Origin of the sequence: Pseudoalteromonas galatheae, from assembly GCF_005886105.2 — a bacterium.
In the GTDB taxonomy this organism is placed as follows: domain Bacteria; phylum Pseudomonadota; class Gammaproteobacteria; order Enterobacterales; family Alteromonadaceae; genus Pseudoalteromonas; species Pseudoalteromonas galatheae.
The window spans coordinates 517,944-534,232 of the sequence record NZ_PNCO02000002.1; the positions used below are offsets into that span (position 1 = coordinate 517,944).

Below are 16,289 nucleotides of genomic sequence, written 5' to 3' on the forward strand. Positions count from 1 at the left end.
AGAAGTCTAAAACTGGTATTTTGCGCCTATAAATGCAAAGCGACCAACACCTGAGCCATAGGCACTATCAAAATTACCCGTGCCGCCAACGATAAATGGTCCTTTTTCATCGAATAAGTTGTTCACACCACCATAAAGTGAAAGTGTACGATTACCGTTTAGCGCCATACTATAGTTAACGCTCAAACTGTGAGTGGTAACTGACGGCAGCGCGCCTTGCCATAGCGGTTCTGGGTTGGTTATACAGGTTGTTTCGCCTTTTGCACAGCGCTCATTGTTCTTGGCGATAGCTGTTTGCCAGTCTTCGTATCTCGAGCGGCTCGCTTCGACTGCACCTTTATATTTTGTGCTCCAGCGTACACGCCAATCATCTTTATACCAAGTTAGTGAAATAGCACCTTTGTCTTCGAAAATATCTTCGTTTAAGTAGCCTTCATAAAGGTCTTCGTATTGTCCATCGGGACCCGTACTGGTGATTGAGTATTCGATCACGTGTGTCCAATCGGCTTTTACCTTAAAGCTACCGTAATCGCTAGCGTCATACACATATTCTAGTGCGATATCGTAACCTTTAGTGCGGATCTCATCCGTGTTGATGACACGTTGATTAACTTCAAAAATCTGCCCTTCTTCATCGCGTTTAATATCACGACAAAACTCGTTACTGTCACCGAACTCCATCGATGAAGCGTAACAAAACTTTATGATATCTTCATTAGCAAGCGAACTCACCGCATCATCGATTTTGATGTCGTAATAATCTAGCGCAATTCTAAAGTCAGGTGCAAAGGAGGGCGCTAAGGATAAACCAATGGTGATGGTATCTGCGGTTTCCTCAAACAGCTCACTATTCCCTGAGTTAGGTGAGTAGCCGTTATTTTCGTCTTCAAAAGTACCTTCAGCGGCAATAGCAGCTTGTATTCCCGCATCTTTACGGCAATTGTCGTGGCCTGCATCAGTTGATGTTGCAGTAACACCATCGCAGATATCATCAAAGCTATCATAGTCGCCGCGAGGTGGTGACATCAGCTCTGTTATTGTTGGTGCTCTCATGGCTCGAGCCCAGTTAGCACGAATGGAGTAACCTTCGATTGGCTCGTAAATGAAGCCTGCTTTATAGCTTTGGATTAAGCCTGTATTTGCCCAGCTATAATCAGCGATGCGAGCAGAGATCTCGGCGTTAAGCGATTTTGCCATTGGCGCATCTTTTAATAGTGGCAGCGACAATTCGCCGAAGATTTCATTAACACTTACATCACCTTCAAATGTGGGTACGTAGTTAAATGTTACGCCACCATTTGGTACGTTAGTTGATACGCTTTGTGTGTCCTTTCTATATTCAAAACCAAATGCCGAACCAACGGGGCCGGCTGGAAGTTCAAATAAATCACCAGTAATAAAGCCAGATACGGTCACTTGGTCTATATCAGTCGTAATGGAAGGGTTAGCGCGAATATAATTCGCCGCTTCGGGCGTGATTGAACCTTCACCGAACAAATTAATTGGTACACAGCCTTCAGCCCGAGCTTGTTCGTCTTTACACTGAACCGTACCATCAACAAGGCGCTCAGCATGCAGAGCCTGCTTGACTCGCGCAACGTAAATTTCGTTGCTACGGCTCTGTTCTTGTTTGAATTTTCCGTAACCTACAGAAACATCCCACTCCCAGTCATCCCAGATGTAGCCGCGTAAGCCACCCCAAGATCTGATAGTCGTTCTTTCATTGCTATTGATGATGTTACCAACCTCGGTGAATAGCCTATCCCATTTTACGCCTTTTGAGCTTGCCTCTGCACGGATCGCTTCTGGCATATATGGATTATCATAAGGGATACGGCCCATGCAGTCTGAACCAAATTTATTACTGTTTGGGTCATAGGTCACAATCGCATCGCACTCATCCTCACTTTCTGGTGATTTAATATTCCGAGAGGTATTACGGCTGTATTGCAGCTGGAAATAAGCTTCTATACCAGAATCAAATTCGTACTCTGTTTTAACTGCTGCGGAGAGGTCTTTGTCGGGCACCTTAAGCATAGTAAATTGGTTGAAGTGGATACCATGAAGCTCTTCTTGCCAATCGTTACGTAAAGTTGTGCCGTCATACCAAAAGCCGGAGTTAGGTTTGGTACTGCTTGATTCATCAAATACACCACCGGGAATTGAGTCGCTCAAGCTAGCCCACTGTGACTTATCAATATCTCTCATGCAATGGTAAGCACTTTTTGTATCAGGATCGTAGTTGGCAGTGAGCATCACGTTACACATACGGTCGTTATCGTAATCCCAGCTGTCTTGCTGCTGAGCACGCTCTCTATCCCAGTAGCTTAGTCCCTTTTCTTCGTCGTAAGTGGCACTGACGAATAGGTAACCTTTGCCATTGTGGTAAGTCGTACCGTAGTCAGCACTTACTGTATATTCCTGAGCGCCGCCTTCGGTACTTTCACCACCTCTGACACTAAAAGTGGCACCCTCTTGGTCTTGCTGTGTAATTATATTTACGACTCCGGCTACGGCATCGGAACCATAGGCTGCTGATGCGCCACCGGTAATGATTTCTATTCTATCAACCATGCCTTTAGGAATGGTTGATAGGCTAACATAGTTGCCTGAATAGCTGTTTGATACTACTCTTCTGCCATCAATTAAAGTCAATGTTCTGCTTACGCCTAATTCGCGTAAGTCTATAGTTGAAAGTCCGGTATTTTGAACACTACCTTGTGAGTTACCGTTCCCCGTTCCTTCACTTACTTGAGGCATTTCTTCATAGAGAATTTCTGAAAGTGAACCAAAGCCTGAATCATTGAGCGATTCAGCCCCCATAGTTGCGATAGGTGTTGACACTGAAAAACTGTCGCGCTTGATACGAGATCCTGTAACGACAATCTTTTCCAATGACTGATCCTCACTTTGCAATTTAGCAACTGTATCACTTTGTTCAACCTGCTGAAGATCGATTTGTTGTTCGTTTGCAGCAGCCGTATTGCTGCAAGCGAGCGCGATAGATAGGGCGAGTAATTTAATATTATTGTTAGGTGACACGGGAGTCCCTCTTTTCTGATTGTTGTTGGTTTTTAGGGCTGACTGAGAAAGATAAATAACCTTGTTTGTTATTTATAATATTTGAGCAACAAAGAAAGCTACTCTTCACTCAGTACACTCTCACTAGAGCTGCAACTGATGCAATAAGTTAGATATCTATTCTTTGACGTTTTTAACTCTATTTAATATCTTTGTGAAAATAAGTAATAAATACAGATTGTTATGATGATTTTTGTCGTGTGTGTAATTTATATCAAGGCGTCTATCGCGTTACTTTTGTCTTTTGGTGACTATTTTAGGTATGATTTACAATGTATTTACTCTTGGTTGGAAAAATGCGTCAAGGCACAACTTATAAGTTATTAGAAGTAAACGTTGATACAATCGGCCACCTGTTATCAAGCGGTAGGCAAACTTGTTGTGTTCAGCCGAAATTTATTGAAGTGCTCACTGTATTGGCGCGTGCTTATCCAAGGGTTGTAACTCGAGAAGAGATTATTGAGCAAGTTTGGGACGGTAACTTGTTTGTTGGAGAAAAGGCCCTTACTAACGCGATTTGGCACCTTCGCAAAACCTTTAAAACACTACTTGCTATTAGTGAAGAGGAGAGAGAGGCGTCCGAGCTAGAGATAATTGAGACGATAAGAAAATCGGGATACAGATTAAAAGTAGCACCAACTTTTACAAACGCTAGGATTAATTCAGATCCACACGATATGCAACGCCCCTCCTTAAAGGCCAAAATAATGGCTGTAGTGACTATCTTACTGTTTGTATTATTTGCTTTTTTTTATTTTTTTGTCGGCCAATCAGCACTTAAACCAACGCCTCAACTTGAAGAGGTAACCGACTACCCAGGGCGGGAGCTTTTTCCTAGTGTTTCACCGAACGAACAGTTTTTGGTGTTTGCTTGGCGCAAGCTCGGTAGTCATTCGGGGCTCTATCTAAAGCATTTAGCGCAGCCAGAATTACCCATTAAAGAGTTGACCAATGGCCCCGGAAACGCTTCAGTTTCGGTGTGGAGCCGAGATAATCGCACGCTTTTTTATATCGAGAAGCGAGCAGGCCAGTGTGAGATAAAATCATTGGATGTTATCACTAAGGTGCAGTCATACATTGCAAATTGCGTTTCGGATACGACAACGACGTTGACTTATTCGGTAAGAAATAATGTGTTGGGATTTATTGCGAACAAAGACCAAACAGGTGAGGCTCGGGTTACGCTATTAAATTTGAACGATCGAACGTCAACGGAGCTCGGTTGTGAAATAGACTGTGAAGGAAGTGAACTCGAAAGTGTAGAGTTTGCACCGAATGCAGCCCAAATTGCAATCACTCGTAACTTACCTAATGGACTTGAAAATCTATACTTAAAAGATTTAGAAACAGGCAAAGAAATCAAAATACTAAATGGGCTTGATGATTTAAGGGGAATTAGTTGGCATCCTTCTGGCGATTATTTGGTTATCTCGTCTATTGAGCATGGTACACGTAGCGCATATAAAATTAGTCCTGAAGGCAAAACATTGGGCATCTTGCCTTTTGATGGGTTAAGTTATCCGAGTTTTAGCCGTTCTGGTCGATTGTATTTCCACGATTGGAATATCAAAACTTCTATTATGAAGTTAGATTTAAATGCACAGGTTGCTAGCTCCCCTTTTCCATTGTTACAGTCTCCAGTTAGTTTTCGATACCCTAATTACTCGCCTCTTTCCGAACGTATTGTCTTTGTATCTAACCAATCTGGCTTTGACGAAATCTGGACTTCCAGCTTGACTGGCGATAAACGTGAACAAATGACGACGTTGTCGTTGCAAGCCCTTCATCCTATCTGGTCGCCAGATGGTACAAAAATTATTTTTTTAACAAAGTCTCAGCAAGGAAGCCAACTTCAGCTTTTGGATGTCAATTCTAAGCAGGTTACTCAAATCGATACTGGACTTGAATATCATGGTAAGCCAAGTTGGTCTTCAGATGGAAGCGGTGTCTATGTTTCTGATGGCCGTGACTTGTATCATTTACCACTTAGTTCTGAGAGTGCTCCTGTTAAGCTCACCAAAGGCGATGTTGCTTATGAGCAAGAAGGATTGCTTTACGTGTATCGCGGCGAATTGCAAGAAATGTGGTATATGGATCTGGCAACGGGAGTAGAAACGCTATTATTTAAAAATGCACATTTGGCTTCCAGTGCGAGTTGGTCGGTGTCACACTCTGGTATTTACTACTTATATGTGTGGCGAGGGGACTTTCGCATCAGCTATTTTGACTTTGCTAGTAAAGTGCATAAAGATATCATCCGTGTGCCAGAACGCAGCTTTAGCCGTAGTCGTGGCCTTGCCTTTATTGCGGAAAAACAGTGGTTACTTTTTACAGGCTATGAAACCCCGCAAGTTGACATTAAACAAGTCGAAATGTAGTCACTGATAATAGTTTTTTGGGTGATGTACTACTATAACAAAGGGCCTTGAAGGCGCTTAACTCTTAAATGAAGGAATTAAACAATGATTGAAGTTGGACAAAAATTACCACAAGTCGAATTGAGCGAACTCACCTCTGACGGTATGGTTAATCATGACGTAACAACGTTGTTCGCTGGTAAAAAAGTGGTGCTTTTTGCGGTTCCTGGTGCGTTTACACCAACTTGTTCTGCATCTCATTTACCTGGCTTTGTTGCAAATGCAGATAAATTTGCCGAAAAAGGCATTGATATCATCGCATGTGTATCGGTAAACGATGCTTTTGTAATGAAAGCTTGGGGTGATGCGCAAAACGCAGAAGCAATTATGATGCTTGGAGATGGCGATGCAAGCTTTACCAAGGCGCTAGGACTTGAAATGGATACTGGACCTTTTGGCGGTGTGCGTTCGCAGCGTTACGCTATGGTTATTGAGGATGGTATCGTGACATCACTCAATGTAGAACAACCTAAACAATTTGAAGTAAGTAAGGCGGAAGCCCTGTTAGACGCCCTATGAACGTTTAGGGAAGCTACACCAGTTCGCTTTGGTTCGCCAAAGAGGCGTTTACCTTAGCGAATGGGTATGAAAAAGAGCGACGACTTTTCTTGTCAAAGGCTAGGGCCAAATGGGTCGCATCAAAAATATACGTTATTGTTGGAGCCGAATACTTTTCGACTCTATTTCAAAACTGTATGGAATCAATTTAGTTACAGGAGCTTGACCGGCAATGCCAGAGGCCAATATGTGATGGTAAAATCAGCACATAATTTTGATAAGTATGGTTATCTAGTAAAGCCTAGTTTTATATCGCCCCGCGAGCTTAACAAAGTCAAGCAAGTCGTTTTAGCATTTCATCATGCGTGGCTGGCTGACAATTATGACTTTTACCAGAGTCGAGCAATCAATTCTGCCTACCTTACTGCACCAAAGTACCTTGATGAACAGCAAAGGCTTACCCTTTTCCAATTCATTGCGTCAGGTTCTCTTGTATCACTAGCTTCGTCCATATTTTCGCGTGAGTTTCGATTTATGAATACTCAGCTATTTTTTAACCCCGCGAACACCACTCAACTCAATTACTGGCACCGAGATCCACAATATCATTTAACCATTGAAGAGCAAAAACAAGCATTGTTGTTAGGGCCTGAAGTTATTCACTTTCGATTGGCACTGGAAGATGAGCCCGGAATAGAATTGATCCCAGGCACTCACAAACGGTGGGACTCACCTCAAGAGTTAAACGTTAGGTTAGAGCAATCAGGACATAATAACCATGAATGTTTGCCGGGAAGTAAAGTCATTCCCTTGGTCGCAGGTGATCTCCTTGCATTTTCAGCCAATATGATACATCGCGGTATTTATGGTAAAAATCGTCTAGCATTGGATGTATTATTGTGTGAGAAACGCTCTGAACTTGCACGCTTTGTGAGAGAAGATTGTTTGCCAAGTAACATAATGCTTGCTGAACTGGATTGTTCTGATTTATTTTTTTAGTCTGTGCATATTAAATGAGAAAGAAGCTTTGCAGTGATACCAAAGCTTCTTCCCATACTACGACCTAATCTGCCTTGCCGTACAAGATAAGATTTGAATACATATCTTTGATATTGTTCCAAGTTTTGTATTTCTATACAATCCTTAGACTTTTACCCTGAGCTAACGGTAAGCGTGACGAATGCTTTGATCGCGATAAGCTTTAGAGTACTGATATCAAACTTTATATACACCAAATTCTTAGAATGGATTGCTAGATTGTTTCGAGTAATGTCCCGTGGCACAGTGTTTGGTATTTTCCCATGTGCCATCTTTGTAAAGTACCCTTGTTACACAAGCTGATGCATCATAAAACACGTCGTGATTTTGTCTGCCACTATCACGAAAGTGGCAGTATGAACCGTTCCCGCATTCCCAGTTCCCGGTAGCTGATGCACTATATGACCAAACCACATCGGCAACATCTTTATCTGCAATAAATCTAAATGCAACTGAAGGGCGGTTTGTGTTAGTCATTGCTGAGCAGAAGTCGGGCTCAAAAAACTGTTGTGTACTGGTTCCGCCAATCAAACACTCGACGTGTGCTGCTTCAGCTTGCTGTGAGTAGGTAGTGGTAGCGAGTACAAGTAGTGCACTTGAAATTATTGCTTTTTTCATTTTTATATTCCTTATATTACAAGTTGTTATTGGTTTGTGATGAGCTCTAGAACCTAGAACCTAAGTTATAAATTGCAGTTGCACATTCGTTCATACTTTTCCATGTACCATCTTTGTAAAGTACTCTTTTTACACAGGCTGTAGCGTCGCGAAAAGATGAATTATTTTCCCCATCGTCATAAAAAACACACTCTGTACGATGTGCACCACAATCCCATCTACCAGACAGTGGTGTGCTGAATTGCCATGTCACATGCTCTATGGGTTTGGATGGTTTAAATTGAAAACTTACGTAGGGTTTTGAGGACGTTACTCTTTGACTCCCGCAAAAATCAGGTTTCATTTCCTGGGGTGTACTTGTGGGGCTCACAGCGCACAGTACTTGATCTGCTAGTGCATTAGTCGAACAAATCGCTAATCCGAATAGAGTGGAAGTAAGTAATAACTGTTTTATCATTTTTCTCTCCTTGTTTTTGTTTTGTTACATTTATTTTATTTTGTGCGCAATTGTCAATTTAACTTTAATTTAATAGGTTTGGGCTGGTTGCTTTTTGTACTGGGAAACGGGATTTTAGGTTGAGAAATATCCAATTTAGAGGTGGAGATAAATGTTATTGTGCCTCTTACTTAAATAGTAAATGATTGTAAATAGTCTGCGTTTTTTCTAACGATAAATGGACGGTCTTAATAAAAGTGATTAGCTAAGATAACTAATGTTTGTCAAGCAGGTAGCTTTAGTACATTTACTATATGCAATGTGGTTATATTGAGTTTTTGCTTTAAATTTCAGTATTTTATTTTTTCTAAGGGCTCTGACTAGACAAGAGTAAATGATGGGCCTGTTGTGTAGGCCCATATTTGAATTAAGCTGACGTTAGAAGTCGCATTCGTAGGATTGGAAAAGGCTTTCCCATATCGTCAGTTGGTGAGCGTTCATATACCTTAAAGCCTTTTGCTTCATAAAAGCCTACGGCTTCTGGGTTTTGCTCATTGACATCAACAAACTGCACATTTTGTGCTTCAAGTGCAAAGCGAAGCAGCTTAGTACCGACACCTTGTCTTCTGTTCTTATCGAGTACAAATAACATTTCGATTTTTCGGTCATGCACGCCAATAAAACCGACAATCTTTGCGTCGCTATTTTTTACACAGTGTAGCGTAACGTTTGGAAACGCCTGTTCAATAATAATAGGTTTAAAATAAGCGATATCCGCGTCAGTGATAAAATCATGAGTGGCTCGCACAGAGTCTTCCCAAACGGCCAGTAATTCCTGATAATTGTTTGGTGTAACTGGACTTATCATCATTTTTCCTTTTGTCTAATAAAACTGTCCAAATGGGGTAAAGCGATAAACAAAAGGGAGACTAGCCAGTCGAACGAGCTTAACATACCCGATGCATTAAGGGTACAGCGGGCATACTCAGATAAATTACTTATATGTGGTTGTGTAGATAGTAAATCCTTAACTATTCATCTAGTTGAAAAAATGCAACTTGATCGGTAAGGAGCTTGGCTTGATTTTCCATATTTCTACCTGAACGAGATGTTGTTTCAACTAGAGTAACGTTCTGCTGAGTAATATTATCCATTTGTGCGATGGTGGTGGAAACCGCAGCGATCCCTTCAGCTTGCTCTTTCCCCGCGTTATCTATGTCTGCCACCATTTTGCTCACCTCGGCAATTGATTGCATTAGCTCATCGAAAGTCGTACCAGACTCGTATACAAGTTTGCTGCCTTGCGCCACTGCATCAACGCTATTTTTGATCAGTGCTTTGATTTCACGTGCCGCTGATGCGCTACGTTGAGCAAGGTTTCTCACCTCTCCGGCAACCACGGCAAATCCGCGTCCAGCCTCACCAGCCCGGGCTGCTTCAACGGAAGCATTGAGTGCTAAGAGGTTGGTTTGGAAAGCGATTTCGTCAATGACACTGATAATATCAGAGATTTTCGTGCTGTAAGATTCGATTCTACCTACTGCGGTAATGGCATCATCAATCGATGCTTTACCTGAGTGTGCTTTTTCTCTAACAATAGTCGCTTTCTCAGCGGCATTACTTGCGCTACTCGCATTCTTTTTAACCGTAGCGGTAAGCTCTTCCATAGTGGCGGCAGTTTCTTCTAAGCTCGCCGCTTGATTTTCAATGCGGCTATTGAGTTCTTCGTTGTTATTCGCGATTTGTTTAGCCACATCAAACACTTGCTCTGCACCATTGTTTATGGTGTTAACTAAGTCGCTTAATTTATCGAATAAGCCGTTCATTGCTTGTTGTAGCACCGAGAACTCGCCACCTATGTGGTGGGTGATCCTATGCCTTAAATCACCTTGCTCCATTGCCAAGATAGCATCTTTAATATGTTCAACCGCTTGTTTTTGTTCTGTGATATCCGTTGCATATTTAACGACTTTAAAGGGGCGACCTTGTTGATCGAGAATAGGGTTATAAGATGCTTGGATCCATACCTCTTGACCTTGTTTTGCCAGCCTCAAGTATTGTCCTGAGTCGAACTCACCTCGGTTGAGCTTTTGCCAAAATTGCTGGTATTCAGAACTAGTGGCTTGTTCGTGTGTAGCAAAAATACGGTGATGTTTACCTTTGATTTCGTCAAGTGAGTACCCCATCGTATCTAGGAATGGCTCGTTGGCCCATAAAATAGTACCATCCATTGCAAACTCAATGACGGCTTGTGATTTACGAATGGCTTGAAGCTGACCATCAAAATCAGCAGCAATGGCTTTTTGTTCGGTAATATCTGTCGCAAATTTCACGACTTTTAGCGGTTTCCCTTGCTCATCTAAAATTGGGTTGTAAGTGGCACGAATCCAAATTTCTTTGTCACCTTTCCCTCTGCGTTGAAACTCACCTGTTTCAAATTGGCCTTGTTTTAAACGCTGCCAGAATGCTTTGTATTCGCTGCTTTGCGCGTAAAAACTGTCAACGAACATGCTGTGATGTTTGCCAATGACTTCTTCTTTCTTGTAGCCCATTACAGATAAAAAGTTTTCATTTGCTTTTAAAATATTACCTTGCAAATCAAACTCGATAACGGCTTGCGAGCGATTGATGGCTTTGAGTTGCCCGGCAAAGTCGAAAGACGCCAGCTTTGCTTGAGTAATATCCGAGGCATATTTGACGATTTTGCCCAACTGGCCATTTTCGTCATAGATGGGAGTATAGGTTGCTTGAATCCACAGAGTGTTTCCTGATTTCGTTAGGCGTTTAAACTCACCGGATTGATGTTTACCTTGTCGTAAAGCGTGCCAAAAGTCTTGATATTCGCTGCTCTCAGCCTCTTCTTGTGCCACGAATAATCGATGGTGTTGACCTTGTATTTCACTTAATGTGTAACCAACCGCATTTAAAAATAGCCTGTTTGCAGTCTTTATGTTGCCGTAAGGGTCAAACTCAATAACGGCTTGAGTTTGTTTGATAGCATCAACTTGCCCTTGAAAGTCAGCGGCTTTCGATTTTTGTGCGGTGATATCTGAGGCATATTTTACGACTTTGATAGGCCTATTCTGTTCATCAAAAATTGGATTATAAGTGGCTTGGATCCATATCGTTTTACCTGATTTTGTTTGCCTTGCGAATTCACCTTCAAAAAATTCGCCATTATTTAGGCGTTGCCAAAATGCTTCATACTCCGCGCTTGCAGCGTAGTCATCGCTAACGAATAAGCTATGATGCTTACCTTGTATTTCCTCCAAGTCATAACCCATAACTGACAAAAAGTTTTCATTGGCGTCCAGTACTTTACCGTGCATGTCGAATTCGATAACCGCAAAGGACGCTGATAACGCACGTAAATTTGCACTCATGTTGGCGATAGTTGTGAGGTAATCATCGATGTCTGTCGCAATAACTAAAATTCTACCTTCTTGAGTACGCGATAGCTCCAGTAATAACTTCTTCGGCTTGTTGTCACTCGCTGTATTGAGAGAGACTTCTACCTTTACATGTGCTTGGTGCTCAAGTTGAGCGAGCCCACGCTTGAGTGTGGCTGCATCCGTTGAAGTATGACATAGAAAACTTAGAGATTTCAGCTCGTGGCTCGTCGGGTGTCCGAGTAAGCGATTGAAAGCCGAACTACCCTGAACAATATCTGTTTGATAATCCACTTCTAAGTAAGGGGTTGTAGCCTTAAAGTGTTGAAAGAGCGCAGCATCTTGTCCATTTTGCTTTTTTGCTTTTCCCAAGCCAAACATGATCATACGTAAGCCACCCATAGCGGTAAATTTAAACAGTATTAACTATAGTAAAGTTGTTTAGGTTCGCCACAAAATAGTTGCAGAACAAGTATATAATCTTGTTGCTTGAAGCAAATTATCATCACGGATAATAAGGGTATAGCCGTAACTCAAATGTCTTGGTAAAATCTTCGCCAATTTTTATAAAAACGAGCATTAAGATGGGCAGAGCATTTGAAGTCCGCAAAAACGCCATGGCAAAAACGGCGGCGGCAAAAACAAAAGTAAACTCAAAATACGGAAAAGAGATTTACGTTGTTGCTAAAAATGGCGGCGCAGATCCTGAAACGAACTTGTCATTACGTCGTTTAATCGACAAGGCAAAGAAAGATCAAGTTCCTGCACACGTTATTGATAAAGCAATCGAAAAAGCGGCAGGCGGTGCGGGCGAAGATTACACTCCTGCGCGTTACGAAGGTTACGGTCCAGGTAACAGCATGATCATCGTTGACTGTTTAACAGACAACATGAATCGTACTATCAAAGATGTTCGCTTACCGTTTACCAAAACTGGTTCAAACTTAGGTAATCCTGGCTGTGTGGCACATATGTTTGACCACTTTGCGATCTTAGGATTTGCAGGTGATGACGACGAGTCAGTTTTGGAAGCGCTAATGATGGCTGATGTTGATGTTACTGACGTAGAAGTTGAAGACGGCCAAGTTTCTGTTTTCGCACCTCACACTGAGTACTTCAAGGCTAAAACTGCATTGACAGAAGCGTTTGAGGGGATCACTTTTGAGGTCGACGAGATCACTTGGGTTCCGCAAACTCACGTAGAAATCGAAGATCCAGAAGCAATTGAGACATTCGAAAAGCTAATCAACATGCTTGAAGATGTGGATGACGTACAAAACGTTTACCACAATGCGATTGTCAAAAGATAAGCCGCTTATCGATATAGCGCATAAATAGTTAAGGCCGACATCGTTCGGCCTTTTTGTTGCCTAAGCCTTAGGTGTAATAACATTAGTTTTTATCATGGCAACAGGAAACAATAATAGTAACGTTTGCGAGCCAATATAGATGACCCAATTAACATGCCTCGCAATAGGGAAGTAACCATTCCCTTGGTTTGCGAACAGCCAAAATTGACCGATGATAGCATCCGCTAACATAGCTAGGATAAAGCCGATGGCAACTGCGTAGTTGGTTTGTTCATTGAGTTTAATGTTTTGAATAATAAGCCAAAAACCAAAAACACCAAGCAAGGTCACTATTAAGCTATAACTTGCGCTCAACAGCAGAGAGTATTGGCTTATCGTAGGTAGGTACATCATTTGATAGCTAAACAACGATAACGCCATAGACACAACAACCAACACAGTCGCGGTTGCTAATGTTAATGAGAATTCTCGCCTTAAAAACCGAATAAGCAGTCCAAATAAAAGCCCATAACCAAGGGCAAAAAACCAAATAGAGTCGATTAGGTAGTCATGCTTTATGGTTTGATCTTGGCGATGGTAAAGCTCGAAGAGATTGAAGTTGACGATATCTCCGCCAGTACATAAGAGCAGAGCAACCCAACAGAGTTTTATGTCTGTGTGTAAAGTACAGGGACTTACTGCCAGGCTTGTTTGGCGAACATGCCACCCTAATCGCAACACAAGAAGTAGTGAGGCTGAGGGCAAAATCCATTGAAATAAGGCTTGGTGACTTTGCCAAAGTAGGCTGCTGCCAAGCAAAGACGTCACTGTCGCAATACCAAGTAAAAGCAATGTGATGGGTTTATAGTGGACAGTTTGCAGTATATTATTCACGGTCATTCCTTGTTGGCAATCATTTCAATCTGTTTGGAAGCTAGTTTTGGCTACCCTGTGCAAAGTGTAATAATTCTTGACGTAATTGCCTCTTGCTGTATCAATTTACAGTACAATCATTTACAGTATTTGTCTTGCAGATCTATTACATTGCTACTTTTTATAAGGGTAACTCGTTCATGTCTAATCTTAAACTCAATATAGCGCTTTCATGCTCAGTTCTTGCATTGGCTTTTTCTGGGTTTAATGTCATTCAAACCAAATTAGCAACCTCTCCTGTAGCACCACATGCGTATCAGAGCCCTACTCAACAGCCTCACTATAATGCAACTCAATATACGCAGGACACTCAGATTTCAACTGACGAGCCTGAACAAATCGCTAAGTTAATGGCTCGGATCAATAAACTTGAAACGAGGTTACAGGCATTGTCGATGGAAAAGTCAGACTTACTCTCTGAGCAGGCGCCGGATGAGTTTGAGTCTCTAATCTTCTCGTTGATAGAAAAACGTGAACAACAAAAAATCGATGAGATGAAAGCTGAAAACCCAATTTATGGCTTTTATGAAGACTTACCCGAAGACTACGAAATGCGGATCAAGACCGATCCTGAGTACGCGAGTCAAATCAGCAACGATTTAAAGCAGAAAATTCTGAATAGCAGTTTACCAGCGGCGGAACGTTTAGCGGCGATGAGCCAGCTACAAATGAACATGTTTATGCTAAATCGCAATGAATTAGAGCAATATGATTATCAAGCGGTAGAATCTATCCTCAATATGACGCATAACATGAGTGATGAAAAGTTGAGGCTACAGGCGCTTGAGCTCGTGTCGCGCACACCTATCGTTGATGAGCGTTTGTCACAGTCGTTTGTGAAAATGTTAGAACAAGAGCCCAATGATTACGTGAAAAGCCTCGCAGCAGAAGGACTGATGTCACAGTATTTCCAGTCAGGCACGGATCCAAAACAGCAACAACGGATTGCGCAAGATTTGCTTTCTCTCTACGAAAATGCCTCGGATCCCAAGGTTAAAGCCATCCTTAAAAACTTGATGGGTGATGAACGTATGCTAGAAGAGCTAAAACGCCAGTCTAATGGCTGACGTACATGGAGTTAAAACTTGGAAAATAAGCAGTTAGATATCGAATATCAAGTAATCAAGGAACATATCAATGAGTTTCCGACCCCCATCACGTTTAAACAAGGTGCCAGATTGACCGTTGGTGAAGAGTATGATGGCGAAGAGGGGTGGGACAATTGGTTTTTCTGCGAAACTGAGGAGCAAGTGTCTGGTTGGGTACCTGCTCAAGTGTTTCGCTTAGTCAATCCCAAACAAGGTGTTGCATTAATGGACTATACTGCTCAGGAGTTATCGGTAGTTCAAGGTGAACACTTATTGGGGCATAACCAACTCAATGGTTGGGTGTGGTGCTCAAGTAAAAAGTCAGCGCTGCAAGGTTGGGTACCGCTCCGTAATCTAATACAAATCTAGCGTGTGTTGCTTTTTAGCAACACACCTCTCTTTTCTCTGCTACTTTTTTAAAATACTTCTGTTTTTCGTCAGCTTACTGCCCACTCAGCCACTTCTATAGCAATTTTCCCAAGATGAAATTTGATTTTAATATACTGATTATTAAAGTGTTTTATCGATTTTCTGATTTTCTAGGAAAGATAAGAAAAAATTTTCGATATTTTTATAAAAATTTTTTCTGACTACTCCACTCCATACTGAATGTGAATGCTTTTTGCACGAAACTTAACCGCTTTGGGCGGCACTTACATCCTAGTTTTTTATGGTGTTGCTTTTATGCGACAGTTTAACTTATTGAAAATAAATAAGTTTTAATTTTATCTCCAAATCACCTGTTGCTAAATGGCAACAATCTCACTGAATCCATCCTTAATAAAAATCCACTTTGGTTTTTAACTTGTTGATTTTTATATTCTTTTAAACTTTGGCATCAAAGTTGGAATAGTTATCTCGAAAGCAAAAAACATTCGCTTCAACGCAAACCAACGCAGAGAAGCAGAAACGACAAGTTATATGAGAGGAACTGATTATGAAAACTTTAGCAATCGCACTATCAGCAGCTGTACTTTCTTTCGCATCAGTAGGTGCTCACGCAGACTCTGAGTTTGATAAATACGATGTTGATGGAGATGGCTACATCTCATTAGGCGAATCAAAAGCGAATCCAAATTTAATGGCGCAGTTTAAAGACCTTGACGCCGACCAAGACGGCCAATTAAGCCAGTCTGAGTTTGATAACTTTGAAGGCTAATAACGAGCCGATAACGTAATAGCAGATTTTTAAATATACCCCAAGTTAAGGAAAAGATTATGAAAAACGTACTAGCAGCACTATCAATCGCAGGTTTATCAATGGTTTCAGCATCAGCACTTGCTGGTGATGACTTCGCAAAATTGGATACTGATGGCAACGGCTCAATCAGTGTAACTGAAGCGAGCGTAAGCGCGTCATTGAGTGAGCAATTCGCGGACTTAGACGTTAATGCCGACGGCGAGCTAAGCAAGTCTGAATACGCAAATTACGAAGGCTAATTTGGCACTGGATCGAGTAATGAGTTAAGGAGCTGGGCCGCATGCCTAGCTCATCAGAACAA

The 16,289-nt window shown here is 41.7% G+C and carries 13 protein-coding genes; 8 read left to right on the plus strand and 5 right to left on the minus strand.

Annotation, left to right across the window (positions count from 1 at the left end; translation table 11 throughout):
- Nucleotides 1-6: 6 nt before the first annotated feature.
- Nucleotides 7-3,042, minus strand: a complete 3,036-nt coding sequence (locus CWC29_RS20225) for a TonB-dependent receptor domain-containing protein (protein ID WP_128726094.1) — start codon at nt 3,040-3,042, stop codon at nt 7-9.
- A 311-nt stretch (nt 3,043-3,353) separates the two neighbouring features.
- Here CWC29_RS20225 and CWC29_RS20230 point away from each other — a divergent pair, with 311 nt between their 5' ends.
- From CWC29_RS20230 to CWC29_RS20240, 3 genes are all read left to right on the plus strand, one after another.
- Nucleotides 3,354-5,459: a winged helix-turn-helix domain-containing protein gene (locus CWC29_RS20230; RefSeq protein ID WP_235956700.1), complete on the plus strand. Its 2,106-nt coding sequence runs from the start codon at nt 3,354-3,356 to the stop codon at nt 5,457-5,459.
- 84 nt (nt 5,460-5,543) lie between these two features.
- Nucleotides 5,544-6,017 (plus strand): peroxiredoxin, encoded by a 474-nt coding sequence (locus tag CWC29_RS20235; protein ID WP_128726093.1) that lies wholly within the window; start codon nt 5,544-5,546, stop codon nt 6,015-6,017.
- 231 nt (nt 6,018-6,248) lie between these two features.
- On the plus strand, nt 6,249-6,995 hold the full coding sequence (locus tag CWC29_RS20240; RefSeq protein ID WP_128726157.1) for a phytanoyl-CoA dioxygenase family protein: 747 nt from the start codon (nt 6,249-6,251) through the stop codon (nt 6,993-6,995).
- Between the two features lie 240 nt (nt 6,996-7,235).
- Here the strand turns inward: CWC29_RS20240 and CWC29_RS20245 are convergent, their stop codons facing one another.
- The 3 genes from CWC29_RS20245 to CWC29_RS20255 form a co-directional block, all read right to left on the minus strand.
- Nucleotides 7,236-7,652 carry a hypothetical protein gene (locus CWC29_RS20245; protein ID WP_138523969.1) on the minus strand — a complete coding sequence of 139 codons (417 nt, stop codon included), beginning with the start codon at nt 7,650-7,652 and terminating at the stop codon, nt 7,236-7,238.
- An 863-nt stretch (nt 7,653-8,515) separates the two neighbouring features.
- A complete protein-coding gene (locus tag CWC29_RS20250; RefSeq protein ID WP_138524021.1) occupies nt 8,516-8,956 on the minus strand; it encodes a GNAT family N-acetyltransferase in 441 nt (146 codons plus the stop codon).
- A gap of 163 nt (nt 8,957-9,119) precedes the next feature.
- The gene (locus CWC29_RS20255; protein WP_128726091.1) at nt 9,120-11,864 is read right to left on the minus strand and encodes a methyl-accepting chemotaxis protein; all 2,745 of its coding nucleotides are present in this window, start codon (nt 11,862-11,864) and stop codon (nt 9,120-9,122) included.
- Between the two features lie 197 nt (nt 11,865-12,061).
- Here CWC29_RS20255 and CWC29_RS20260 point away from each other — a divergent pair, with 197 nt between their 5' ends.
- The gene (locus CWC29_RS20260; RefSeq protein ID WP_010375669.1) at nt 12,062-12,787 is read left to right on the plus strand and encodes a YebC/PmpR family DNA-binding transcriptional regulator; all 726 of its coding nucleotides are present in this window, start codon (nt 12,062-12,064) and stop codon (nt 12,785-12,787) included.
- A 60-nt stretch (nt 12,788-12,847) separates the two neighbouring features.
- On the opposite strand, the gene CWC29_RS20265 is transcribed toward CWC29_RS20260, so the two are convergent.
- The gene (locus CWC29_RS20265; RefSeq protein WP_128726090.1) at nt 12,848-13,660 is read right to left on the minus strand and encodes a hypothetical protein; all 813 of its coding nucleotides are present in this window, start codon (nt 13,658-13,660) and stop codon (nt 12,848-12,850) included.
- Nucleotides 13,661-13,839: 179 nt separating this feature from the next.
- On the opposite strand from CWC29_RS20265, the gene CWC29_RS20270 reads away from it, so the two are divergent.
- The 4 genes from CWC29_RS20270 (at nt 13,840) to CWC29_RS20285 (ending at nt 16,227) form a co-directional block, all read left to right on the plus strand.
- Nucleotides 13,840-14,766, plus strand: a complete 927-nt coding sequence (locus tag CWC29_RS20270) for a hypothetical protein (protein ID WP_128726089.1) — start codon at nt 13,840-13,842, stop codon at nt 14,764-14,766.
- An 18-nt stretch (nt 14,767-14,784) separates the two neighbouring features.
- Nucleotides 14,785-15,156, plus strand: coding sequence for an SH3 domain-containing protein (locus tag CWC29_RS20275; protein WP_138523971.1), 372 nt, complete (start codon nt 14,785-14,787; stop codon nt 15,154-15,156).
- A gap of 568 nt (nt 15,157-15,724) precedes the next feature.
- On the plus strand, nt 15,725-15,946 hold the full coding sequence (locus tag CWC29_RS20280) for an EF-hand domain-containing protein (RefSeq protein ID WP_017218756.1): 222 nt from the start codon (nt 15,725-15,727) through the stop codon (nt 15,944-15,946).
- 59 nt (nt 15,947-16,005) lie between these two features.
- Nucleotides 16,006-16,227: an EF-hand domain-containing protein gene (locus CWC29_RS20285; RefSeq protein WP_128726087.1), complete on the plus strand. Its 222-nt coding sequence runs from the start codon at nt 16,006-16,008 to the stop codon at nt 16,225-16,227.
- Nucleotides 16,228-16,289: the final 62 nt, after the last annotated feature.